Origin of the sequence: Curtobacterium sp. MCLR17_036, from assembly GCF_003234445.2 — a bacterium.
Taxonomy (GTDB): domain Bacteria; phylum Actinomycetota; class Actinomycetes; order Actinomycetales; family Microbacteriaceae; genus Curtobacterium.
Map to the genome: position 1 here is coordinate 3343199 of NZ_CP126269.1, position 22843 is coordinate 3366041.

The 22843-nt window shown below is 67.8% G+C and carries 33 protein-coding genes; 1 reads left to right on the plus strand and 32 read right to left on the minus strand.

The genetic code is table 11. The features are described from left to right. Positions 1 to 9: 9 nt before the first annotated feature. From DEI99_RS15705 to infA, 5 genes are all read right to left on the minus strand, one after another. Positions 10 to 1005 carry a DNA-directed RNA polymerase subunit alpha gene (locus DEI99_RS15705; RefSeq protein WP_071259847.1) on the minus strand — a complete coding sequence of 332 codons (996 nt, stop codon included), beginning with the start codon at positions 1003 to 1005 and terminating at the stop codon, positions 10 to 12. 205 nt (positions 1006 to 1210) lie between these two features. Further along, the gene (gene rpsK, locus DEI99_RS15710) at positions 1211 to 1609 is read right to left on the minus strand and encodes a 30S ribosomal protein S11 (protein ID WP_017885507.1); all 399 of its coding nucleotides are present in this window, start codon (positions 1607 to 1609) and stop codon (positions 1211 to 1213) included. Between the two features lie 9 nt (positions 1610 to 1618). Then, the gene (gene rpsM, locus DEI99_RS15715; RefSeq protein WP_058728274.1) at positions 1619 to 1993 is read right to left on the minus strand and encodes a 30S ribosomal protein S13; all 375 of its coding nucleotides are present in this window, start codon (positions 1991 to 1993) and stop codon (positions 1619 to 1621) included. 185 nt (positions 1994 to 2178) lie between these two features. Then, positions 2179 to 2295: a 50S ribosomal protein L36 gene (gene rpmJ, locus DEI99_RS15720; protein WP_022903266.1), complete on the minus strand. Its 117-nt coding sequence runs from the start codon at positions 2293 to 2295 to the stop codon at positions 2179 to 2181. A 70-nt stretch (positions 2296 to 2365) separates the two neighbouring features. Continuing rightward, the gene (gene infA / locus DEI99_RS15725) at positions 2366 to 2587 is read right to left on the minus strand and encodes a translation initiation factor IF-1 (protein WP_017885509.1); all 222 of its coding nucleotides are present in this window, start codon (positions 2585 to 2587) and stop codon (positions 2366 to 2368) included. 294 nt (positions 2588 to 2881) lie between these two features. Between infA and DEI99_RS15730 the strand changes: the two genes are divergently transcribed. Next, entirely contained in the window at positions 2882 to 4174 is a 1293-nt protein-coding gene (locus DEI99_RS15730) for an LCP family protein (protein ID WP_284180887.1), read from the plus strand. Positions 4175 to 4389: 215 nt separating this feature from the next. On the opposite strand, the gene map is transcribed toward DEI99_RS15730, so the two are convergent. The 27 genes from map to fusA all read right to left on the minus strand — a co-directional run bounded on the left by map (position 4390) and on the right by fusA (position 22834). Then, positions 4390 to 5220: a type I methionyl aminopeptidase gene (gene map / locus DEI99_RS15735; RefSeq protein ID WP_111040860.1), complete on the minus strand. Its 831-nt coding sequence runs from the start codon at positions 5218 to 5220 to the stop codon at positions 4390 to 4392. Between the two features lie 8 nt (positions 5221 to 5228). Beyond that, entirely contained in the window at positions 5229 to 5819 is a 591-nt protein-coding gene (locus tag DEI99_RS15740) for an adenylate kinase (RefSeq protein WP_111040821.1), read from the minus strand. Then, positions 5816 to 7138 carry a preprotein translocase subunit SecY gene (gene secY, locus DEI99_RS15745; RefSeq protein WP_071259837.1) on the minus strand — a complete coding sequence of 441 codons (1323 nt, stop codon included), beginning with the start codon at positions 7136 to 7138 and terminating at the stop codon, positions 5816 to 5818. Before secY ends, DEI99_RS15740 begins: the two co-directional genes overlap by 4 nt. A gap of 148 nt (positions 7139 to 7286) precedes the next feature. Further along, positions 7287 to 7751 (minus strand): 50S ribosomal protein L15, encoded by a 465-nt coding sequence (rplO, locus tag DEI99_RS15750; protein WP_071259834.1) that lies wholly within the window; start codon positions 7749 to 7751, stop codon positions 7287 to 7289. Beyond that, complete coding sequence (rpmD, locus tag DEI99_RS15755; protein ID WP_173168934.1) at positions 7748 to 7933, minus strand: 50S ribosomal protein L30; 186 nt, start codon at positions 7931 to 7933, stop codon at positions 7748 to 7750. Before rpmD ends, rplO begins: the two co-directional genes overlap by 4 nt. Next, positions 7933 to 8712 (minus strand): 30S ribosomal protein S5, encoded by a 780-nt coding sequence (gene rpsE, locus DEI99_RS15760; protein WP_071259828.1) that lies wholly within the window; start codon positions 8710 to 8712, stop codon positions 7933 to 7935. The genes rpmD and rpsE overlap by 1 nt, the downstream gene beginning before the upstream one ends. Then, positions 8709 to 9083, minus strand: a complete 375-nt coding sequence (gene rplR / locus DEI99_RS15765) for a 50S ribosomal protein L18 (protein WP_071259808.1) — start codon at positions 9081 to 9083, stop codon at positions 8709 to 8711. The genes rpsE and rplR overlap by 4 nt, the downstream gene beginning before the upstream one ends. A gap of 2 nt (positions 9084 to 9085) precedes the next feature. Then, complete coding sequence (gene rplF, locus DEI99_RS15770) at positions 9086 to 9622, minus strand: 50S ribosomal protein L6 (protein ID WP_071259805.1); 537 nt, start codon at positions 9620 to 9622, stop codon at positions 9086 to 9088. Positions 9623 to 9628: 6 nt separating this feature from the next. Then, positions 9629 to 10027 (minus strand): 30S ribosomal protein S8, encoded by a 399-nt coding sequence (gene rpsH, locus DEI99_RS15775; RefSeq protein WP_017885519.1) that lies wholly within the window; start codon positions 10025 to 10027, stop codon positions 9629 to 9631. Between the two features lie 153 nt (positions 10028 to 10180). Next, positions 10181 to 10771, minus strand: coding sequence for a 50S ribosomal protein L5 (gene rplE / locus DEI99_RS15780; protein ID WP_071259802.1), 591 nt, complete (start codon positions 10769 to 10771; stop codon positions 10181 to 10183). Continuing rightward, positions 10771 to 11130: a 50S ribosomal protein L24 gene (rplX, locus tag DEI99_RS15785; protein ID WP_111040822.1), complete on the minus strand. Its 360-nt coding sequence runs from the start codon at positions 11128 to 11130 to the stop codon at positions 10771 to 10773. The genes rplE and rplX overlap by 1 nt, the downstream gene beginning before the upstream one ends. A gap of 3 nt (positions 11131 to 11133) precedes the next feature. Continuing rightward, positions 11134 to 11502, minus strand: a complete 369-nt coding sequence (rplN, locus tag DEI99_RS15790) for a 50S ribosomal protein L14 (protein WP_071259799.1) — start codon at positions 11500 to 11502, stop codon at positions 11134 to 11136. 31 nt (positions 11503 to 11533) lie between these two features. Then, complete coding sequence (gene rpsQ, locus DEI99_RS15795; protein ID WP_071259791.1) at positions 11534 to 11818, minus strand: 30S ribosomal protein S17; 285 nt, start codon at positions 11816 to 11818, stop codon at positions 11534 to 11536. After that, positions 11818 to 12138, minus strand: a complete 321-nt coding sequence (rpmC, locus tag DEI99_RS15800) for a 50S ribosomal protein L29 (protein WP_071259788.1) — start codon at positions 12136 to 12138, stop codon at positions 11818 to 11820. The genes rpsQ and rpmC overlap by 1 nt, the downstream gene beginning before the upstream one ends. Then, on the minus strand, positions 12138 to 12557 hold the full coding sequence (gene rplP / locus DEI99_RS15805; protein WP_066657030.1) for a 50S ribosomal protein L16: 420 nt from the start codon (positions 12555 to 12557) through the stop codon (positions 12138 to 12140). Before rplP ends, rpmC begins: the two co-directional genes overlap by 1 nt. A 2-nt stretch (positions 12558 to 12559) precedes the next feature. Continuing rightward, the gene (gene rpsC, locus DEI99_RS15810) at positions 12560 to 13357 is read right to left on the minus strand and encodes a 30S ribosomal protein S3 (RefSeq protein WP_022906345.1); all 798 of its coding nucleotides are present in this window, start codon (positions 13355 to 13357) and stop codon (positions 12560 to 12562) included. Next, the gene (rplV, locus tag DEI99_RS15815) at positions 13357 to 13749 is read right to left on the minus strand and encodes a 50S ribosomal protein L22 (protein WP_035809257.1); all 393 of its coding nucleotides are present in this window, start codon (positions 13747 to 13749) and stop codon (positions 13357 to 13359) included. The genes rpsC and rplV overlap by 1 nt, the downstream gene beginning before the upstream one ends. Before the next feature lie 25 nt (positions 13750 to 13774). Beyond that, positions 13775 to 14056 (minus strand): 30S ribosomal protein S19, encoded by a 282-nt coding sequence (gene rpsS, locus DEI99_RS15820; RefSeq protein ID WP_017885529.1) that lies wholly within the window; start codon positions 14054 to 14056, stop codon positions 13775 to 13777. An 11-nt stretch (positions 14057 to 14067) separates the two neighbouring features. Next, positions 14068 to 14907 (minus strand): 50S ribosomal protein L2, encoded by an 840-nt coding sequence (gene rplB / locus DEI99_RS15825; RefSeq protein ID WP_071259783.1) that lies wholly within the window; start codon positions 14905 to 14907, stop codon positions 14068 to 14070. A gap of 18 nt (positions 14908 to 14925) precedes the next feature. Beyond that, a complete protein-coding gene (gene rplW / locus DEI99_RS15830) occupies positions 14926 to 15225 on the minus strand; it encodes a 50S ribosomal protein L23 (RefSeq protein WP_071259768.1) in 300 nt (99 codons plus the stop codon). After that, positions 15222 to 15881: a 50S ribosomal protein L4 gene (gene rplD, locus DEI99_RS15835; protein ID WP_071259765.1), complete on the minus strand. Its 660-nt coding sequence runs from the start codon at positions 15879 to 15881 to the stop codon at positions 15222 to 15224. The genes rplW and rplD overlap by 4 nt, the downstream gene beginning before the upstream one ends. Before the next feature lie 2 nt (positions 15882 to 15883). Further along, positions 15884 to 16540: a 50S ribosomal protein L3 gene (gene rplC, locus DEI99_RS15840; protein WP_027466731.1), complete on the minus strand. Its 657-nt coding sequence runs from the start codon at positions 16538 to 16540 to the stop codon at positions 15884 to 15886. Positions 16541 to 16552: 12 nt separating this feature from the next. Continuing rightward, positions 16553 to 16861: a 30S ribosomal protein S10 gene (rpsJ, locus tag DEI99_RS15845; RefSeq protein WP_017885534.1), complete on the minus strand. Its 309-nt coding sequence runs from the start codon at positions 16859 to 16861 to the stop codon at positions 16553 to 16555. A gap of 507 nt (positions 16862 to 17368) precedes the next feature. Further along, entirely contained in the window at positions 17369 to 18175 is an 807-nt protein-coding gene (locus DEI99_RS15850) for a DarT ssDNA thymidine ADP-ribosyltransferase family protein (RefSeq protein WP_111040823.1), read from the minus strand. Positions 18176 to 18254: 79 nt separating this feature from the next. Beyond that, the gene (locus DEI99_RS15855) at positions 18255 to 19232 is read right to left on the minus strand and encodes a DNA topoisomerase IB (RefSeq protein WP_071259761.1); all 978 of its coding nucleotides are present in this window, start codon (positions 19230 to 19232) and stop codon (positions 18255 to 18257) included. A gap of 152 nt (positions 19233 to 19384) precedes the next feature. Further along, a complete protein-coding gene (gene tuf, locus DEI99_RS15860) occupies positions 19385 to 20572 on the minus strand; it encodes an elongation factor Tu (protein WP_071259759.1) in 1188 nt (395 codons plus the stop codon). Positions 20573 to 20719: 147 nt separating this feature from the next. Then, a complete protein-coding gene (gene fusA, locus DEI99_RS15865) occupies positions 20720 to 22834 on the minus strand; it encodes an elongation factor G (RefSeq protein WP_071259754.1) in 2115 nt (704 codons plus the stop codon). Positions 22835 to 22843: the final 9 nt, after the last annotated feature.

The window sequence follows — 22843 nt, forward strand, 5'->3', positions numbered from 1 at the left end:
AGCGCGAGGTCAGTTGTTGGACTCGTCCTCGTCGTACCCGCTGTAGAAGTGGGCGCCGTCGAATCCGGGGACGGTGTCCTTGAGGGACAGGCCGAGCTCGGTGAGCTTGTCCTTGACCTCGTCCACCGACTTCTGACCGAAGTTGCGGATGTTCATGAGCTGCGTCTCCGACAGGGCGACGAGCTCGGACACCGTGTTGATGCCCTCCCGCTTCAGGCAGTTGTAGCTGCGGACCGACAGGTCGAGGTCCTCGATCGGGGTCTGCAGCTCGTTCGAGAGCACCGCGTCGACCGGCGCGGGGCCGATCTCGATGCCCTCGGCCGCCGTGTTGAGCTCGCGGGCGAGCCCGAACAGCTCGACCAGCGTGCGACCGGCCGACGCGATGGCGTCGCGCGGCGTGATCGCGGGCTTCGACTCGACGTCGACGACCAGGCGGTCGAAGTCCGTGCGCTCACCGGCACGCGTCGCCTCGACGCGGTAGGTGACCTTGAGGACGGGCGAGTAGATCGAGTCGATCGGGATCTGCCCGGCCTCGGAGAACTCGGAACGGTTCTGCGTGGCCGAGACGTAGCCGCGGCCGCGCTCGATCGTGAGCTCGAGCTCGAAGCGCGCCGTGTCGTTCAGGGTCGCGATGACGAGTTCCGGGTTGTGGATCTCGACGCCGGCCGGTGCGGAGATGTCCGCAGCGGTGACCTGACCCGCACCCTGCTTGCGCAGGTACGCGGTGATCGGCTCGTCGTGCTCGCTGGAGACGACCAGGCTCTTGATGTTGAGGATGATCTCGGTGACGTCTTCCTTGACACCGGGAACGGTGCTGAACTCGTGGAGGACGCCGTCGATGCGGATGCTGGTGACAGCCGCGCCGGGGATCGAGGAGAGGAGCGTGCGGCGCAGCGAGTTGCCGAGGGTGTAACCGAAGCCCGGCTCGAGCGGCTCGATGACGAAGCGCGAGCGGTGCTCGGAGATCGACTCCTCGGTCAGGGTGGGGCGCTGTGCAATGAGCACTGTGGGATTCCTTTCGGCGAAGTGTCCGCTATATGACACTTGGCGGTACGACGGGGCCACGCGGGCCCCGACGGGTCTGTTGAGTTGTGATCACGCGCACCGATGTGCGCGATCGAACGACCAGGAATGGCCGCGGGCCCTGCCCGACCCCGTCGGAGTGGATCCGATCAGGGGACGAGCAGGGCGCGGCCGGTTGCTCCTCGCGTCAGACGCGACGGCGCTTGGGCGGGCGGCACCCGTTGTGCGCCTGCGGCGTGACGTCGTTGATCGAGCCGACCTCGAGGCCTGCGGCCTGGAGCGAACGGATCGCGGTCTCGCGGCCCGAACCCGGACCCTTCACGAAGACGTCGACCTTCTTGACGCCGTGCTCCTGCGCCTGACGCGCAGCGGACTCGGCGGCGAGCTGCGCCGCGAACGGCGTCGACTTGCGCGAACCCTTGAAGCCGACGGCACCCGAGGACGCCCAGCTGAGGACGGCACCCGACGGGTCGGTGATGCTGACGATCGTGTTGTTGAACGTGCTCTTGATGTGGGCCTGGCCCACGGCGACGTTCTTCTTCTCCTTGCGGCGCGGCTTGCGCGCGGCAGTCTTGGGGGTAGCCATGATGATCTCCTATCGGGCCTTCTTCTTGCCTGCCACGGTGCGCTTCGGTCCCTTGCGGGTACGCGCGTTGGTCTTGGTGCGCTGACCGCGCACCGGGAGACCACGACGGTGGCGGAGACCCTCGTAGCTACCGATCTCGACCTTGCGGCGGATGTCGGCTGCGACCTCACGGCGGAGGTCACCCTCCACCTTGAAGTTGCCCTCGATGAAGTCACGGAGGGCGACGAGCTGGTCGTCGGTCAGGTCCTTGACGCGGATGTCACCGGAGATACCGGTCTCGGCGAGTGCCTGGACCGCGCGGGTACGGCCGACGCCGTAGATGTACGTGAGTGCGATCTCCACGCGCTTCTCGCGCGGGATGTCGACGCCTGCTAGACGTGCCATGTGCTGGCTGCTCCTGTTGTCAGTAGAGGTGTGGCGCAGTACCGGTGCCCGGGCCTCCGCCCCGAGGTGTCCCCCGGCCGTCGTGCGACCGGGTTCTGGTACTGCGTTGTCGATCTTGAGTTGTGGGTCGTGCTCGAGCAGCCTGCTGTCCGCCGGACAGCGCCGCACCGGTCACGCGTCGGGGACTAGCCCTGGCGCTGCTTGTGACGCGGGTTGCTCTTGCAGATCACCATGACGCGGCCCTTGCGGCGGATCACTCGGCAGTGTTCGCAGATGGGCTTGACGCTGGGGTTGACCTTCATCGTTGTTTCCTCGTGCTCGCTGGCTTCGTGCGCGGCAGGGTTGCCGTGCCGTTCCTTTCCAGCTCGCGGATCACTTGTAGCGGTAGACGATCCGGCCGCGGGTCAGGTCGTACGGGCTCAGCTCCACGATCACGCGGTCCTCGGGGAGGATGCGGATGTAGTGCTGGCGCATCTTCCCGGAGATGTGCGCGAGGACCTTGTGTCCGTTCGTCAGCTCAACGCGGAACATCGCGTTGGGCAGAGCTTCGAGCACCGAGCCTTCGATCTCGATGACGCCGTCTTTCTTGGCCATAGCCTCACTGTCGCTTGGTTGTGGAACAGGTGTGATCCCCGAACCGGTCTGCGGGTCGGTCGCCACACCCGAGAGGGCATGACACACCAAAGATTCATCTTATGTGGTAAACCCGCAATTGCCAAGTGGCGGCGACGGACGGCCCCTCTGCTGGGGCTTCCGGTCGACCACCTGAGTGTTCCACAGTGGTTTGTCGGCGCACTCCGGGGCGCCCGCGGGTGCGCGGACCGTACCGTGACCAGCAAGCCCGTCCGGCAGCCCCTCCTCGGCGCCGGACCACCGAACGGAGACCACGTGCCCGCCGTCACCCGACGCCCCTTCGCCCGACACGGCAAGCAGGCCCGCCGTCGTGCGTGGACGTCCGCGGTCACCGTCGTCGCCGCGGCCGCCGCCGTGCTCCTCGTCAGCGGGACCAGCCTCGCCGCGATCGCCGGCGCGCAACTCAAGGCCGCGCCGCAGACCGTGCAGCTGAGCACCGACGACCAGAGCACCGCCAAGACCGCCGACATCACCGCGATCAAGGGCGGCGCGAACATCCTGCTCATCGGCAGCGACACCCGCGTCGGGCAGTTCGACTCCGATGAAGACGTCGAGGGCGCGCGCAACGACGTCACGATGCTCATCCACCTGTCGCAGGACCACCAGCAGCTCACCGCCGTCAGCTTCCCGCGCGACCTCATGGTCCCGATCCCGGCCTGCACGAACCCCGCGACCGGCACCACGTACCCCGCGGCGTCCTCGGCCATGTTCAACACCGCCCTCGGCAACGGCGGTGTCTCGTGCGTCGTGGACACCGTCGAGAACCTGACCGGCCTGAGCATCCCCTACGCCGGGCTCATCACCTTCGACGGCGTCATCGAGATGTCGAACGCCCTCGGCGGCGTCGACGTCTGCGTCGCCCAGCCCATCGACGACACCTTCACCGGGCTCCACCTCACCGCGGGCTCCCACAAGCTCGAGGGCACCGACGCGCTCGCCTTCCTCCGCACCCGGCACGGCGTCGGCGACGGCAGCGACCTCGCCCGGATCAGCTCGCAGCAGGTCTTCCTGTCGGCACTGCTCCGCAAGGTCACCGCCGACGGCACCCTGTCGAACCCGCTGACGCTCTACAAGCTCGCGGGCGCCGCCCTCTCGAACATGACCCTGTCCGACGGCCTCGCCCGGACCCGCACCATCGTCGGCCTCGCCACCGCCCTGCGCGGCATGAGCACGGCGAACATGCTGTTCGTGCAGTACCCCGTCGCCGACGACCCGACGAACGCGGCGCGGGTCGTCGTCGACGAGCAGACCGCCCACACGCTGAACGTCGCGCTGCAGAACGACGTCCGCACCTCGCTCGGCGCCTCGTCGACCGGCCGCGCCGCGCAGGAGTCGCCGTCCTCCGGCGGGACCGCGTCGGGCACGCCGTCGTCGGACCCCTCCGCCGGTGCGTCGACGGGCGGCTCCTCGTCGGCGGGCACCCCGTCCGGCGCGTCGAGCACCCCGGCGACGCCCTCCACGCCGAAGCGCACCGCGACCGCGACGCCGCTGCCCTCATCCATCACCGGGCAGAGCGCCTCCGAGCGGACCTGCTCCGTCGGCAACTGACCCCGCGCCCCTCGCGCCCGCACCCTGGTGGCTGTTCCGCGCGTGGGAGGTCGTTCCGCGCATCGGCAGTCGTTCCGCGCGGAGGAGGCCGTTCCTTCCGCCCTCCGACGCGCGGATCCGCTTCCCACTGCGCGTGCGGTGGGTGAGAACGCAGGCACGGACGGACAGGAGGCCCGGTGCCAGCCGGCACCGGGCCTCCTGTCCGAAGGGGGTCGCTACGGGATCGGGACGGGCGTGACCCCGAGCGGGGCGAGACCCGCTGCGCCGCCGTCGGCGGCCGTCGTCACCCAGATGCCACCGGCGTGCACGGCGACGCTGTGCTCCCAGTGCGCCGCGTCCGAGCCGTCCGCCGTGCGGACGGTCCAGTCGTCGTCGTCCGTCGTGCTGTCGATCGAGCCGGCGGTGACCATCGGCTCGATGGCGACCACGAGACCGGGCTTGACCGCCGGCCCCGCACCACGGACGCTGTGGTTGTAGACGGGCGGGTCCTCGTGCATCGAGCGGCCGATGCCGTGCCCGGTGTAGTCCTCGACGATGCCCCACGCGCCGGACGCGTCGATCGTCTCCTCGATGACGGTGCCGACCTCGTGCAGGTTCCGCGCGTGCGCGAGCGCCGCGATGCCGTGCCAGAGCGCTCGCTCGGTCGTGTCCGCGAGCTGCTGCCGGGCCGCGGACAGCGCAGCGTCGCCGCCGGGCACGACCACGGTGAAGGCGCTGTCGCCGTTCCAGCCGTCCACCTCGGCGCCGGCGTCGACGGAGACGATGTCACCCACGGCCAGGACCCGGTCGCCGGGGATCCCGTGCACGACCTCGTCATTGACGGAGACGCACAGGGTGTGCCGGTAGCCGGGGACGAGCTGGAAGTTAGGCACCCCGCCGCCATCGCGGATCGTCCGCTCGGCGACGGCGTCGAGTTCACCCGTCGTCACGCCGGGGCGGATCGCTGCCCGCACGGCGTCGAGCGCCTGCGCCGTCAGCAGCCCCGGCCGCACCATGGCGCGGAGCTCGTCGGGCGTCTTGTAGATCGACGGCTTGCGGAAGCGCACCACGCTGCTCAGACGGCTGCGGTCAGCCCGCGCGACGACAGGGCGGCCTGGATCCGGTCGCCGACCTCGTCGATGCCGCCGAGCCCGTCGACGTCGACCACGAGGCCGCGGTCGCCGTAGGCCGCCACGATCGGCGCGGTCTGCTCGCTGTAGACCTGCTGCCGACGACGGATGGTGTCCTCGTTGTCGTCGCTGCGGCCCTGGTCGGCGGCACGCTTGAGCAGGCGGCCGACGAGGGCGTCCTGGTCGGCGACGAGCTGCACGACCGCGTCGATCCCGGTGCCCTGCTCGGCGAGCAGCGCGTCGAGGTACTCGACCTGTCCGACCGTGCGGGGGTAGCCGTCGAGCAGGAAGCCGTGCTCGGCGTCCGACTCGGCCAGACGCGACTTGACGAGCTCGTTCGTGAGCGAGTCGGGGACGTACTCGCCCGCGTCCATGAGCGCCTTCGCCTGCACACCGAGGGGCGTGCCGTCGGCGACGTTCTTGCGGAAGATGTCGCCGGTCGAGATCGCGGGGATCCCGAGCGATTCGGCGATGCGGCCGGCCTGGGTGCCCTTCCCGGCTCCGGGAGGTCCGACGATGATGAGACGTGCGCTCAACGGAGAAGCCCTTCGTAGTGACGCTGCTGCAGCTGCGAGTCGATCTGCTTCACGGTCTCGAGGCCGACACCCACGATGATCAGGATGCTGGCACCGCCGAACGGGAAGTTCTGGTTCGCGCCGAACAGCGCCAGTGCTGCCAGCGGGACGAGCGCGATGAGACCGAGGTAGAGCGAGCCGGGCAGCGTCACCCGGGTGAGGACGTAGTCGAGGTACTCGGCGGTGGGACGACCGGCACGGATGCCGGGGATGAACCCGCCGTACTTCTTCATGTTGTCGGCGACCTCTTCGGGGTTGAAGGTGATCGCCACGTAGAAGTACGTGAACCCGACGATGAGCAGGAAGTACAGGACCATGTAGAACCAGTTGTCACCCGAGGTCAGGTTGCTCTGGATCCAGGTCACCCACGCGGGCGGCTCCGAGCCGTCCGAGGGCTGGTTGAACTGCGCGACCAGGGCCGGCAGGTACAGCAGCGACGAGGCGAAGATGACGGGCACGACGCCGGCCATGTTCACCTTGATCGGGATGTAGGTGTTGTTGCCGCCGTACGTCCGCCGCCCGACCATGCGCTTGGCGTACTGCACCGGGATGCGCCGCTGCGACTGCTCGACGAAGACGACGGCCATCATGATGGCGAGGCCGACCAGGATGACGAGCAGGAAGAGCTCGAACGACTGCGACTGCTCGATCGCCCAGAGCGCCGAGGGGAACTGCGCTGCGATGGACGTGAAGATGAGGAGCGACATGCCGTTGCCGATGCCGCGCTCGGTGACGAGCTCGCCCATCCACATGATGAGGCCGGTGCCGGCGGTCAGCGTGACGACCATCAGCATGATGGCGTACCAGCTGTCGTTCGAGATGATCGCGGAGCAGGACGACGAGGCGTTCGTACCGAAGAGGGCGCCGGAGCGGGCGACCGTGATCAGGGTGGTGGACTGCAGCACACCGAGCGCGATGGTGAGGTAGCGCGTGTACTGCGTCAGCTTCGCCTGGCCGGACTGGCCCTCCTTGTAGAGGGCGTCGAAGTGCGGGATGACCACGCGCAGCAGCTGCACGATGATCGACGACGTGATGTACGGCATGATCCCGAGCGCGAAGACCGAGAGCTTCAGCAGCGCGCCGCCGGAGAACAGGTTGATCAGGTCGTAGAGCCCACCGGACGACGAGGCGCTGGCGAGACAGCTCTGCACCGCGGAGTAGTCGACGAACGGTGCGGGGATGTACGACCCGAGCCGGAACAGCGCGATGATCGCGAGGGTGAAGCCGATCTTCTTGCGAAGATCGGGGGTGCGCATGATGCGCGCGACCGCTCTGAACACGAGGACTCCGAACTTCTGGGACCGAAGGCCGTCGATCGCGGCCGTACCGGTGTCGGTCGGCAGCGCCGACCCGGCAGGCGGATGCCTGCCACTGTCAAGGAAACCGTAACGGCGGCCCGTGCGCAAACGCACGGGCCGCCGACGGGGGTTACTGGGAGACGGTGCCGCCAGCAGCCACGATCTTCTCGGCGGCGGACGCCGAGACCTTGTCGACCGTGACCGTGATCTTCACGGAGATGTCACCCTGACCGAGAACCTTGACCTTCTCGTTCTTGCGGACGGCGCCCTTGGCGACCAGGCCCGCAACGGTGACGTCGCCACCGTCGGGGTAGAGCTCCGAGATCTTGTCCAGGTTCACGACCTGGTACTCGACCCGGAACGGGTTCTTGAACCCGCGGAGCTTCGGGGTGCGCATGTGCAGCGGCATCTGCCCACCCTCGAAGCCGACCCGGACCTGGTAACGGGCCTTCGTGCCCTTGGTACCACGTCCAGCGGTCTTGCCCTTCGAGCCCTCACCGCGACCCACACGGGTGCGGTCCTTCTTGGCGCCCTCGGCGGGGCGGAGGTGGTGCAGCTTCAGCACCTGCACGCGCTCGTTCTTCTCGTCGCTCATGCGTCGACCTCCTCGACCTTCACGAGGTGCGCGACCGTCGCGATGTACCCGCGGTTCTGGGCGTTGTCCTCACGCTCGACCGTACGGCCGATGCGCTTGAGGCCCAGGCTGCGCAGGGTGTCGCGCTGGTACTGCTTCTCGCTGATAACGGACTTGATCTGCGTGATCTTCAGGGTCGCCATCACGCACCTGCCTTCTCGGTCGCGGCACGCAGTGCAGCGGCCTCGGCCTGGAGCAGACGAGCCGGGACGACCCGGTCGACGTCGAGGCCACGACGGCTCGCGACCGCGCGGGGCTCCTCGAGCTGCTGCAGCGCCTCGACGGTCGCGTGCACGATGTTGATCGTGTTCGACGAGCCGAGCGACTTGCTCAGGACGTCGTGGATGCCGGCGCACTCGAGCACGGCGCGGACCGGACCACCGGCGATGACACCGGTACCGGCAGCGGCCGGACGCAGGAGCACGACACCGGCAGCGGCCTCGCCCTGCACCGGGTGCGGGATCGTGTTGCCGACGCGCGGGACGCGGAAGAAGTTCTTCTTCGCCTCTTCGACGCCCTTGGAGATCGCCGTGGGGACCTCCTTGGCCTTGCCGTAGCCGACGCCCACGAGGCCGTTGCCGTCGCCGACGACGACGAGCGCCGTGAAGCTGAAGCGACGACCACCCTTGACGACCTTCGAGACGCGGTTGATGGTCACCACGCGCTCGAGGAACTGGCTGTCGCCACCGCGGTTGTTGCGGTCGCGGCCCTGCTGACGGTCACGCCCGCCACCACGACGGCCGCGCTGGTCGGCGGAGTCGCGGTTGTTGGACGCGGAGCCCGCGGCGGTCTCGACCGGACGCTCCGCAACGGCCGGGGCCTCTGCCTCCTTGCCGGTCGTGGCCTTGGCCGTCGTGTCGGCAGCCGCGTCAGCGGTGGCCTCGACGTTGGCGTCTTCGTTCGTGTTCGCGATGTCGCTCACAGGTTCAGCCCTCCTTCACGGGCACCGTCGGCGATCGCGGCGACGCGACCGGCGTACTTGCTGCCGCCGCGGTCGAAGACCACGGCCTCGACGCCAGCGGTCTTCGCGCGCTCGGCGAGGAGCTCACCGACGCGACGAGCCTTGGCGGTCTTGTCTCCGTCGAACGAGCGGAGGTCTGCCTCCATCGTCGACGCGCTGGCCAGGGTGTGGCCCTTCGAGTCGTCGATGACCTGCACGAACACGTGACGCGACGAGCGGGTGACGGCGAGACGCGGACGAGCCTCGGTGCCGGTGATCTTCTTGCGGAGGCGGTTGTGGCGACGAGCCTTCGCGGCCGCCTTGCTCTTGCCGCGGGTCTTGAGGAGTCCCATGATCACTTACCTGACTTTCCGGCCTTGCGGCGCACGTTCTCGCCGGCGTAACGGACACCCTTGCCCTTGTAGGGCTCGGGCTTCCGGAGCTTCCGGATGTTCGCGGCGACCTCACCGACGGCCTGCTTGTCGATGCCGGCGACGGTGACCTTGTTGTTGCCCTCCACCGCGAAGCTGATGCCCGCCGGCGGCTCGACCGTGATCGAGTGGGAGTACCCGAGCGCGAACTCGAGGTTCGAGCCCTTCGCCTGCACGCGGTAACCGGTGCCGACGACCTCGAGGCCCTTGGTGTAGCCCTGGGTCACGCCGATGATGTTGTTGGCGATGAGGGTACGGGTCAGGCCGTGGAGCGAACGCGACTCGCGCTCGTCGTCCGGACGGGTGACGAGGACCTGGTTCTCCTCGACCTTGGCCTGGATGGGCTCCGCCACGACGAGCGCGAGCTCGCCCTTCGGGCCCTTGACCGCCACGTTCTGACCGTCAACGGAGACGGTGACGCCGGCGGGGATGTCGATGGGAAGACGTCCGATTCGTGACATTCTCGATCACCACACGTAGGCGAGGACTTCCCCACCCACGCCCTTCTGCTCGGCTTCGCGGTCGGTCAGGAGGCCCGACGAGGTCGAGAGGATCGCCACGCCGAGGCCACCGAGGACCTGGGGGATCTCCGTCGACTTCGCGTAGACCCGGAGGCCCGGCTTCGAGACGCGCTTGATGCCGGCGATCGAACGCTCGCGCTCGGGGCCGTACTTGAGGTCGATGGTGAGGGTCTGCCCGACGCGGGCGTCCTCCACCTTCCACTCGCTGATGTAACCCTCGCGCTTGAGGATGTCGGCGATGTTCTTCTTGAGCTTCGAGCTCGGGAGTGCGACTGCGTCGTGGTGCGCGGAGTTCGCGTTCCGCAATCTGGTCAGCATGTCTGCGACCGGATCGGTCATCGTCATGGTGTTCGTCCATTTCTCGCCTGGTTTCGACACCCGTTCCACGAATGCCGACCTGAGCGATCGAGTGACCCCGAGGCGGTTCCCCGAGGTCGGTGTGTTCGTGCGTGCGGGCCGGAGGACGTTCATCCCCCGGCCCGCACCGCTCGAAGTAGCTTAGACCGTCTGCTCGTTGGAGCGGAACGGGAAGCCCAGCTGGCGGAGCAGCGCGCGTCCCTCGTCGTCCGTCTTCGCGGTGGTCACGACGGTGATGTCGAAGCCGCGCACACGGTCGATGCGGTCCTGGTCGATCTCGTGGAACACGGACTGCTCCGTGAGACCGAACGTGTAGTTGCCGTTCCCGTCGAACTGCTTGTCGCTGAGACCGCGGAAGTCGCGGATGCGGGGCAGGGCGAGCGAGATGAGGCGGTCGAGGAACTCCCACGCGCGGTCGCCACGGAGGGTGACGTGCGCGCCGATGGCCTGACCCTCGCGCAGCTTGAACTGCGCGATGGACTTGCGGGCGATGTTGACCTGGGGCTTCTGACCCGTGATCGCCGTGAGGTCCTTGATGGCCCCCTCGATGATCTTCGAGTCGCGAGCCGCCTCGCCGACACCGGTGTTCACGACGACCTTGACCAGGCCGGGGACCTGGTTGACGTTCGCGTAGCCGAACTGCTCGGTGAGGGCGGACTTGATCTCGTCCTTGTACTTCTGCTTGAGGCGCGGCTGAACTTTCTCAGTCGTCGCGGCAGTCGTGTCAGTCATCAGAGCTTCTCACCAGACTTCTTGGCGTAGCGGACGCGGACGGTCTTCTTGACGCCGTCCTTCTCCACCTCTTCGGTACGGAAGCCGACGCGGGTCGGCTTCTTCGTCTTCGGGTCGACGATCGCGACGTTCGACACGTGGATCGATGCCTCGTGCTGCTCGATGCCGCCGGTCTTCGAGCCGCGCTGCGTCTGGCCGACGCGGACGTGCTTCGTGACGAAGTTCACGCCCTCGACGACGACGCGGTTCTTGTCCTTGAGGACCTCGATGACCCTGCCCTGCTTGCCACGGTCGCCGCCACGCTCCTGCGTCGCGCCCGTGATGACCTGGACGAGGTCACCCTTCTTGATGTTCGCCATGGCTTACAGCACCTCCGGCGCGAGCGAGATGATCTTCATGAACTTCTTGTCACGGAGCTCGCGACCGACCGGACCGAAGATGCGCGTACCGCGCGGGTCGCCGTCGGCCTTGAGGATCACTGCCGCGTTCTCGTCGAACTTGATGTAGGAGCCGTCCTGACGACGGGTCTCCTTCTTGGTGCGAACGATGACCGCCTTGACGACGTCACCCTTCTTCACGTTGCCGCCGGGGATGGCGTCCTTCACCGTGGCGACGATGATGTCACCGAGGCCGGCGTAGCGACGACCCGAGCCACCGAGCACGCGGATGGTCAAGATCTCCTTGGCACCCGTGTTGTCGGCGACCTTCAGGCGGGATTCCTGCTGAATCACTGCTGTCTCCTATTCCGAAGCAGGCCGGGGCCTACTTGGCCTTCTCGAGGATCTCGACCAGGCGCCAGCGCTTGGAGGCGCTGAGGGGACGGGTCTCGCTGATCACGACGAGGTCGCCGACACCAGCGGTGCCGAGCTCGTCGTGGGCCTTCACCTTGGACGTGCGGCGGATGATCTTGCCGTAGAGCGCGTGCTTCACGCGGTCCTCGACCTCGACCACGATGGTCTTGTCCATCTTGTCGCTCGTCACGTAGCCACGACGCGTCTTGCGGTAGCCGCGGACGACGGCGGCGGAGTTCTTCTCTTCGTTCGCCATCAGTTCTCCTCGGCGGTCTCGGCCTCGGTCGACTCAGCCGACTTGTCGGCCTTCTTCGTCGTCTTCTTGGCCTTGGTGGCGGTCTCGACGGGCGCAGGAGTGGCACGGATGCCGAGCTCGCGCTCGCGCAGGACGGTGTAGATGCGGGCGATGTCGCGCTTGACGGCACGGAGACGACCGTGGCTCTCCAGCTGGCCGGTGGCCGACTGGAAGCGGAGGTTGAAGAGTTCCTCCTTGGCCTTCTTCAGCTCGTCAGCGAGACGCTCGTTCTCGAACGTGTCGAGCTCCGTCGGACGGAGCTCCTTGGAACCGATCGCCATTATGCGTCGCCCTCCTCGCGCTTGATGATGCGTGCCTTGAGGGGCAGCTTGTGGATTGCGCGGGTCAACGCCTCGCGGGCGATGTCCTCGCTGACGCCGGAGAGCTCGAAGAGCACCCGGCCGGGCTTGACGTTGGCGACCCACCACTCGGGCGAACCCTTACCGGAACCCATTCGGGTCTCGGCCGGCTTCTTGGTGAGCGGACGGTCCGGGTAGATGTTGATCCAGACCTTGCCGCCACGCTTGATGTGACGCGTCATGGCGATACGAGCGGACTCGATCTGCCGGTTGGTCACGTACGCCGGGGTGAGCGCCTGGATACCGAAGTCGCCGAAGCTGACCTTGGTGCCACCGGTCGCCTGACCCGAGCGCTTCGGGTGGTGCTGCTTGCGGTGCTTGACTCGACGGGGAATAAGCATGGTTACGCCTCAACTCCTGCGCCGGCCGGCGCGTCCTGCGGGGCCTGCTGCTGACGGCCGCCGCGGTCGCCGCCACGGCGGTCGCCGCGCTCGCCACGGGGGCCGCCACGACGCTCGGGGCGCGACGAACGCTGGTTCGCCTGCTCGCGAGCGAGCTCCTTGTTCGTGATGTCGCCCTTGTAGATCCAGACCTTCACGCCGATGCGACCGAACGTCGTCCGGGCCTCGTAGAAGCCGTAGTCGATGTTGGCGCGGAGCGTGTGCAGGGGCACGCGGCCCTCGCGGTAGAACTCCGAGCGCGACATCTCGGCGCCGCCGAGACGACCGGACACCTGGATGCGGACACCCTTGGCGCCGGCGCGCTGTGCACCCTGCAGGCCCTTGCGCATGGCGCGACGGAACGCGACACGAGCGGAGAGCTGCTCGGCGATGCCCTGCGCGACGAGCTGGGCCTCGGTCTCGGGGTTCTTGACCTCGAGGATGTTCAGCTGGATCTGCTTCTTGGTGAGCTTCTCGAGCTCGCCACGGACGCGCTCCGCCTCGGCGCCGCGGCGGCCGATGACGATGCCCGGACGTGCCGTGTGGATGTCCACGCGGACACGGTCACGGGTGCGCTCGAGCTCGATGCGGGCGACGCCGGCGCGGTCGAGGGTCTTCTTCAGGTACTCGCGCACCTTGATGTCCTCGGCCACGTAGTCGGCGTAGCGCTGACCCGGCTTCGTGCTGTCGGTGAACCAGTGCGAGACGTGGTCCGTCGTGATCCCGAGACGGAAGCCGTACGGGTTGACCTTCTGGCCCATTACTTGCTCGCCTTCTTACTCGTCGCGGCAACCTCGGCCTCGTCCGGCGTCGCGAGGACGACCGTGATGTGGCTGGTGCGCTTGTTGATGCGGAAGGCGCGGCCCTGGGCGCGCGGCTGGAACCGCTTCAGGGTCGTGCCCTCGTCGACGAAGACGCGGCTCACGTAGAGGTCGCGCTCGTCGAGGAAGCTGTTCGTCGAGTCAGCCTTGACCCGTGCGTTCGCGATCGCCGAGGCGACCAGCTTGTACACGGGCTCCGAAGCGCCCTGGGGGGCGAACTTCAGGATGGCGAGCGCCTCGTGGGCCTGCTTGCCGCGGATCAGCTCGATGACGCGACGGGCCTTCTGAGGCGTGACGCGGATGTGTCGCACGCGTGCGATCGACTCCACCATTTCGTTCCTCCTCTGCGTCCCCGCGTTAGCGGCGACGGCCCTTCTTGTCGTCCTTCACGTGACCACGGAAGGTGCGGGTCGGCGCGAACTCGCCGAGCTTGTGACCGACCATCGACTCGGTGACGAACACCGGGATGTGCTTGCGGCCGTCGTGCACGGCGATCGTGTGCCCGAGCATGTTCGGGACGATCATCGAGCGACGCGACCAGGTACGGATCACGTTCTTGGTGTTGGCCTCGTTCTGCGTGACGACCTTGCGAAGCAGGTGCTCGTCGACGAAGGGGCCCTTCTTCAGACTGCGTGGCATCTTCGGAACTCCTACTTGCGCTTCTTGCCGGCGTTACGGCGACGGACGATGAGCTTGTCGCTCGGCTTGTTCGGCTTGCGCGTACGACCCTCGGCCTGACCCCACGGGCTGACGGGGTGACGACCACCGGAGGTCTTGCCCTCACCACCACCGTGCGGGTGGTCGATCGGGTTCATCGCGACACCACGCACGGTCGGGCGGACGCCCTTCCAGCGCATGCGGCCGGCCTTGCCCCAGTTGATGTTCGACTGCTCGGCGTTGCCGACCTCGCCGATCGTGGCGCGGCAGCGGGCGTCGACGTTGCGGACCTCGCCCGACGGCAGACGGAGCTGCGCGTAGGGGCCGTCCTTGGCGACGAGACGCACCGAGGCGCCGGCCGAGCGGGCCATCTTCGCGCCGCCACCGGGGCGGAGCTCGATGGCGTGCACGACGGTACCCACCGGGATGTTGCGCAGCGGCAGGTTGTTGCCGGGCTTGATGTCGGCGCCGGGGCCCTGCTCGATGACGTCGCCCTGCTTGAGCTTGTTCGGCGCGATGATGTAGCGCTTCGTGCCGTCCACGTAGTGCAGGAGCGCGATGCGCGCGGTGCGGTTCGGGTCGTACTCGATGTGTGCGACCTTGGCGTCGACGCCGTCCTTGTCGGAGCGACGGAAGTCGATCACGCGGTACTGGCGCTTGTGGCCACCACCGATGTGACGCGTGGTGATGCGGCCGGAGCTGTTGCGACCACCGGTCTTCGGCAGCGGACGAAGCAGGGACTTCTCCGGAGTCGAACGGGTGATCTCGGCGAAGTCGGCGACCGACGAGCCGCGACGACCGGGGGTCGTCGGCTTGTAGTTACGAATAGCCATGATTTATCCCTCTGGTCCTCAGCCGACAGCCGTGAAGATGTCGATCGAACCGGACTTGAGCGTCACGATGGCGCGCTTGGTGTCCTTGCGCTTGCCGAGACCGAACTTGGTGCGACGGGTCTTGCCCGGGCGGTTCAGCGTGTTGATGCTCGCGACCTTGACGTCGAAGATCTTCTCGATGGCGAGCTTGATCTCGGTCTTGTTCGAGCGGGGGTCCACGATGAACGTGTACTTGCCCTGGTCGATGAGCCCGTAGCTCTTCTCCGAGACGACCGGCGAGATGATGACGTCGCGCGGGTCCTTGTTGAAGCCGCTCATGCGGTGATCTCCTTCGCGGTCTTCGACGCGATGAAGGCGTCGAGGGCGCTCTTGCTGAAGACGAGCGCGTCGGCCTTCAGCACGTCGTAGGCGTTGAGCTGGCCGTGCGTGAGCGCGTGGACGTTCGGCAGGTTGCGGATCGACTTGAGCGTGAGCTCGTCGTCCGACTCGAGCACGACGAGCACGTGCTTGACGGGCGCGACCTTCTCGAGCAGCGTGCGGGCGGTCTTGGTCGACGGCACCTCGGCCGCGACGAAGCCCTCCACAGCGGAGATACGGCCACCGCGGGCGCGGTCCGAGAGCGAGCCGAGCAGAGCCGCGGCGATCATCTTCTTCGGGGTGCGCTGCGAGTAGTCGCGCGGGGTCGGTCCGTGGACGACGCCACCGCCGGTGTGCTCCGGAGCGCGGACCGAACCCTGACGGGAGCGGCCGGTGCCCTTCTGCTTGAACGGCTTGCGACCGGCACCGCGGACTTCGCCACGGTTCTTGGTCTTGTGGGTGCCCTGACGCGCGGCTGCGAGCTGCGCGGTGACGACCTGGTGGATCAGCGGGACGTTGGTCTCGACGTCGAAGAGCGCAGCGGGCAGCTCGATGCTGCCGGCGACGGCGCCAGTCGCGTCGAGGACGTCGATCGTGGTTGCGGTCTCGGTGGCCATGATCACTTACCCTTCACGGCGGTGCGGACGAAGACGGAACGGCCACGAGCGCCGGGGACGGCGCCCTTGACGAGCAGCAGACCCTTCTCGGCGTCGACGGCGTGCACCGTGAGGTTGAGGACGGTCACGCGGTCGCCACCCATGCGGCCCGCCATGCGCATGCCCTTGAAGACACGCGACGGGGTCGAGGAGGCACCGATCGAACCGGGCTTGCGGTGGTTGCGGTGCGCACCGTGCGAGGCGCCGACGCCGTGGAAGCCGTGGCGCTTCATGACACCGGCGAAGCCCTTGCCCTTGGAGGTACCGACGACGTCGACCTTCTGGCCCGCCGTGAACGTGCCGTCCACGGTGAGCTCCTGGCCGAGCGTGTACTCAGCGGAGTCGTTGGTACGGATCTCGGTGAGGGTGCGACGCGGGGTCACGCCAGCGGCCTCGAAGTGGCCGGCGGCCGGCTTGTTGACCTTGCGCGGGTCGATGGCACCGGCGGCGATCTGGATCGCCTCGTAGCCGTCGCGCTCAGCGTTGCGGATCTGGGTGACCACGTTCGGGCCGACCTCGATCACGGTGACGGGGATGAACTTGTTGTTCTCGTCCCACACCTGGGTCATCCCGAGCTTCTTGCCGAGGAGGCCCTTGACGGTCTTGGTTGAGTTCGCCATTGGTCAGCCCCCTTACAGCTTGATCTCGATGTTGACGTCAGCCGGCAGGTCGAGTCGCATGAGCGAGTCCACGGCCTTCGGCGTCGGGTCGACGATGTCGATGACCCGCTTGTGCGTGCGCTTCTCGAAGTGCTCGCGCGAGTCCTTGTACTTGTGAGGGGAACGGATCACTGCGATCACGTTCTTCTCGGTGGGGAGCGGCACCGGGCCGACCACGGTCGCACCGGCACGGGTCACCGTGTCGACGATCTTCCGGGCCGACGTGTCGATGACCTCGTGGTCGTACGACTTGAGCCGGATGCGGATCTTCTGTCCCGCCATGTGTCTCTTGTCCTCTCTGCGCCGCGCACCCTCTGGCCGCCTGACGCCGCTCGGCTCTGCATTCCTGCAGACCGTGCTGTTTTCCTGAACCAACCGGCCGCATCCACTGGGGATGACCGCTGTTCACCTGTCAACCGCGCGGGCGACCATGGCCGTCCAGCGTGGGCAATCGACTTCCTCGCACTCCGGGCGCAACAGTGTCGCGTCCGTCATGACCTCGGGGAGTCGTGTTCTGCTGCCTGCGGCCCAACCCAGCCCTGCTGGACAGGGGGGTTGTGCACTGCCAGAGCAGTGATCCTGCGGACTCGCACCCGCGGGGAATTCGGAACCGGACAAGTCTCGCATGTCCTCGGCCGACGTGCAACCCGGGCGTGTCGCGACATGCCGGGCGTGTCCGCACCGGCTCGCTTCCCCGGATCCGCGCGGATCGACCGGCCTGGAGGCACGGGTCGCCGCAGCAACGCAGCGCGCCCTCCGGAGACGGTCCGGAGGGCGCTCGGCAGACGACTACTCGGCCGTCACCGGGGGCACGAACCAGGGCGGGAAGACGGCCACCCGCGGCGCGTGTCCGCCGTGGTCGGCGAGCACCGCGCGGACCGTCTGGCGGGCCTTGTCGTTCGGGACGCCGATGACGGCGACCGAGGAGAACGGCACGCTCGGGCCGGCCAGCAGCTCGAGGCCGTGCATCTCCGGGTCGGTGAAGTCCGTGCGGCGGATGAGGTTCGTCGCGGCGTCCGGGCCGACGGCGAACCGGGCGTCCTCGGCGTCGGCGTCCTGGTCGGCGACGATGACCGACGCACCGAAGGTCGACACCGGGACGACGAGCACGATGTAGTCGACGGCACGGGTGCGCCGCGCCGCGTCCGACCAGCGCTCGCCCTCGGCGCCGGAGCGCAGCTCGTCCCACCGCGTCGCGTCGGGCGAGAGCAGGAACGGTACGTGGCCGGCGACGGGCGAGCCGTCGGGGGCGTGCGCGTCGACGCGGGCGGTACGGGTCTCCGGGGAGCTCACGTCGACGGCGGGTTCGGCCTGCTCGGCGGCCAGGATCGCGCCGGCGCCGACGATGCCGTCGAGGTTGTCGATGTGCGTCACGTGGTGTGCCCGCAGCGCGGAGAAGACCCGGGCCTCCGGCAGCTCCGGCGTTGGCGACCGCAGCGACGTCCCGGGGCCGGAGGCCGGCGGGTCCGCGCGGAGGTTCGTGGTGATGCGGGTCCGCCGCTGGGTCGGTGCCGCTGGGGCGTCGGACACCTCGCGCTGGCGTGGCGCGCAGATGTCGCAGAGCTCGATGGGGAAACCGTGGATGCACTCGGTCACGACTGTTGGGGGTCCTTCCGTGCCGTGTGGGGTGGTCCGGCACGTCGACCAACGCTACGTCATCCGGACCGCCACGCGGTCACTGTCGGTAGAGCAGGGCACGCACCTCGGACTCCGCGGAGCCGAGGCGGTCGGGGTCGATGGTCTCGCCGTGGTCGTAGGCGTCGAGCAGACGCGGGTCGATGTAGCTCTGTCGGCACACCGTCGGGGTGTTGCCGAGTTCCTCGCTCGCGGCCTTCACGGCGTGCGAGACCGCCTTCTTGCGCTTCGCCTGGGTCGACTCCGGTCCGGTCTTCGCCAGGTCGACCGCGGCGGCGACCGTGCCGTGCAGGGTCCGGAAGTCCTTCGCGGTGAACTCGTCCCCCGCGCGCTCCTTGACGTAGGCGTTGATGTCCTCGGCGGACAGCGGCTCCCACTCGGCACCGCGTCGTTCGCGGAAGGACAGCAGCCGCGCGTTCGGGCCGCGGCGCTTCATGCCGGCGATGACCCGGGCGAGGTCGGCGTCGTGGATCGACGAGGACCACTCCTGCCCGCTCTTGCCGGGGAAGTCGAGCTCGATGTCGTCGCCGGAGACGTGCGCGTGTGCGCACAGCAGCGTCGAGAGCCCGCGGCTGCCGTGCTCCGTCGCGTAGCGCTCCGAGCCGACCCGGAGCGACCCCTGATCGAGCATCCGGAACGCTGCGGCCAGCGCGCGCTGCCGGTCGGGCTCGGGGCGCCGCAGGTCCATCGTGACCCCACGACGCGCGACCGGCAGGGACTCGGCGAGGGCGAGGGCCCGGTCGTACTTGATGCGGTCCATGCGCTCGCGCCAGGACGGGTGGTACATGTACTGGCGCCGCCCCGCACCGTCGATCCCGGTGGCGAGGATGTGCCCGTTCTCGTACGGCGAGATCCACACGTCGTCCCACGCCGGCGGGATCACCAGGGCGTCGAGTCGCTCGCGCACGTCCTTGTCGGTCACGGTGCTGCCCGACGGGTCGCGGTACGAGAACCCGCGCCCGCTGCGGAGGCGGTGGTAGCCACGACCGTTGGTCGTGGAGCGGCGGAGACGTGTCACGTCCCTCAGCAAACTCCGACACGCCTGGGACGCAGCACGGATCGGGGTGCACCGACGCGCCGGGGACGACCCGGGCCTCCCGTCCGTCACCCGCGGACGACGAAGCGGGGCCGGGCCCGAAGGCCCGACCCCGCTGTCGCAAGGAACCGGAGTTACTTGATGATCTTCTCGACCGTACCGGCGCCGACCGTACGACCACCCTCACGGATGGCGAAGCGGAGGCCCTCCTCCATGGCGATCGGCTGGATCAGCTCGACCGTCATGGCGACGGTGTCACCGGGCATGACCATCTCGGTGCCCTCGGGCAGCGTGATGACGCCGGTGACGTCCGTGGTGCGGAAGTAGAACTGCGGGCGGTAGTTCGCGTAGAACGGGTTGTGACGCCCACCCTCGTCCTTGGTCAGGATGTACGCGTTCGCCTGGAACTCGGTGTGCGGCGTGACCGAACCCGGCTTCACGACGACCTGGCCGCGCTCCACGTCCTCGCGCTTGAGGCCACGGATGAGCAGACCGGTGTTGTCACCGGCGACCGCCTGGTCGAGCAGCTTGCGGAACATCTCGATGCCCGTGACGGTGGTCTTCTGCGTCGCGCGGATGCCGACGATCTCGACCTCCTCGTTCAGGTTGAGCGTGCCACGCTCGACGCGACCGGTGACGACCGTGCCACGACCGGTGATCGTGAAGACGTCCTCGATCGGCATCAGGAACGGCTGGTCGGTGGCGCGCACCGGGTCCGGCACGTTCTCGTCGACCTGGGCCATGAGGTCCTGGACCGACTTGACCCACTTCTCGTCGCCCTCGAGCGCCTTGAGCGCCGAGACCTGCACGACGGGGGCGTCCTCGTCGAACTGCTGCGAGCCGAGGAGCTCGCGGACCTCGAGCTCGACGAGCTCCAGGATCTCCTCGTCGTCCACCATGTCGGACTTGTTCAGCGCGACGACGATGTAGGGGACGCCGACCTGGCGGGCGAGCAGCACGTGCTCACGCGTCTGGGGCATCGGGCCGTCGGTGGCGGCGACCACGAGGATCGCGCCGTCCATCTGCGCCGCACCCGTGATCATGTTCTTCACGTAGTCGGCGTGACCGGGGGCGTCGACGTGCGCGTAGTGACGCTTCTCGGTCTGGTACTCCACGTGGGAGATGTTGATCGTGATGCCGCGCTGGCGCTCCTCGGGAGCGTTGTCGATCTGCGCGAAGTCACGGGCCTCGTTGAGGTCCGGGTACTGGTCGTGCAGAACCTTGGTGATCGCCGCCGTGAGCGTGGTCTTGCCGTGGTCGACGTGACCGATGGTTCCGATGTTGACGTGCGGCTTGGTGCGCTCGAACTTGGCCTTGGCCACTGTGGGTCCTCCTCAGGACTCGGAAAGCGTCACCTCCGGCCGGCCCTGGATGGGCTCGGACGTCGGTGCGCGGTGTTGTGTCGTTACTTTACTTGGTGGCGAGGGGCCCGTCGCCGGGCACCCTCGCCTGTGGAGAAGCGCTGAGCGCTACTCCCCCGCGTTCTTCGCGATGATCTCCTCGGCGACCTTGGCCGGGACCTGGCTGTAGGTCTCGAAGGTCATCGAGTAGACCGCACGACCAGAGGTCTTCGACCGCAGGTCGCCGACGTAGCCGAACATCTCGGACAGCGGCACGCTCGCGCGGACCACCTTGACGCCCGAGGCGTCCTCCATCGAGGCGATCTGGCCACGACGGGAGTTCAGGTCACCGATGACGTCGCCCATGTACTCCTCCGGAGTACGGACCTCGACGGCCATGATCGGCTCGAGGATCGCCGGACCGGCCTTGCGGGCCGCTTCCTTGTAGGCGATCGAACCGGCGATCTTGAACGCCATCTCGGACGAGTCGACGTCGTGCGCCGCGCCGTCCTTGAGGATGGCCTTCACGCCGACCGTCGGGTAGCCCGCGAGGATGCCGACCTGCATGGCGTCCTGGATACCGGCGTCGACCGACGGGATGTACTCACGCGGCACGCGACCACCGGTGACGGCGTTCTCGAACTCGTAGACCTTCTCGGCCGTGACTTCCATCGGCTCGAGGGCGATCTGCACCTTCGCGAACTGGCCGGAACCACCGGTCTGCTTCTTGTGCGTGTAGTCGTAGCGCTCGACGACCTTGGTCAGCGTCTCGCGGTAGGCCACCTGCGGCTTGCCGACGCTCGCCTCGACCTTGAACTCGCGCTTCATGCGGTCGACGAGGATGTCGAGGTGGAGCTCGCCCATGCCCTTGATCGTCGTCTGACCGGTCTCGGCGTTGAGCTCGACGCGGAACGTCGGGTCCTCTTCGGCGAGCTTCTGGATGGCCGTGGAGAGCTTCTCCTGGTCGGCCTTCGTGTTCGGCTCGATGGCGACCTCGATGACCGGCTCCGGGAACGTCATCGACTCGAGGACGACCTGGTTGGTCGGGTCGCACAGGGTGTCACCGGTGGTGGTGTCCTTGAGGCCGATGACCGCGTAGATGTGGCCCGCGGTCACGTTGTCGACCGGGTTCTCCTTGTTGGAGTGCATCTGGAAGATCTTCCCGATGCGCTCCTTCTTGCCCTTGGTCGAGTTGATGACCTGGGCACCGGACTCGATCGAGCCGGAGTACACGCGGACGTAGGTCAGACGACCGAAGAAGGGGTGCACCGCGACCTTGAACGCGAGGGCCGAGAACGGCTCCGACGCGTCGGGCTTGCGGATGATCTCCTTCTCCTCGTCCTTGACGTCGTGGCCGATCATCGGCGGCACGTCGAGCGGGGACGGGAGGTAGTCGATGACGGCGTCGAGCATCGGCTGGACACCGCGGTTCTTGAAGGCCGAGCCACAGAGGACGGGGTAGACCTCGGAAGCGATCGTGAGCTTGCGGATCGCGCTCTTGATCTCGTCCTTGGTGAGCTCCTCGCCGCCGAAGTACTTCTCGAGCAGGGCGTCGTCGGTCTCGGCGACGCGCTCGATCAGCTTGGCGCGGTACTCGTCCGCACGGTCCTTGAGGTCCGCGGGGATCTCCTGGACCTCGTACTGGGCGCCCATGGTGACGTCACCCTTGGCATCGCCCGGCCAGACCTTGGCGTGCATCTCGATGAGGTCGACGATCCCGACGAAGTCGTTCTCGGCGCCGATCGGGAGCTGGAGCACGAGGGGCTCCGCGCCGAGGCGGTTGATGATGGTGTCGACGGTGAAGTAGAAGTCGGCGCCCAGCTTGTCCATCTTGTTGACGAAGCAGATGCGCGGGACGTCGTACTTGTCCGCCTGACGCCACACGGTCTCGGACTGGGGCTCGACGCCCTCCTTGCCGTCGAAGACGGCGACCGCACCGTCGAGGACGCGGAGCGAGCGCTCCACCTCGACCGTGAAGTCCACGTGACCGGGGGTGTCGATGATGTTGATCTGGTTGTTGTCCCAGAAGCAGGTCGTCGCGGCCGACGTGATCGTGATGCCGCGCTCCTGCTCCTGCGCCATCCAGTCCATCGTGGCAGCGCCGTCGTGGACCTCACCGATCTTGTGCGTGATGCCCGTGTAGAACAGGATGCGCTCGGTCGTCGTGGTCTTGCCGGCATCGATGTGCGCCATGATGCCGATGTTGCGGACCTTGTTCAGGTCGGTGAGCACGTCCTGTGCCACAGGGTTCCT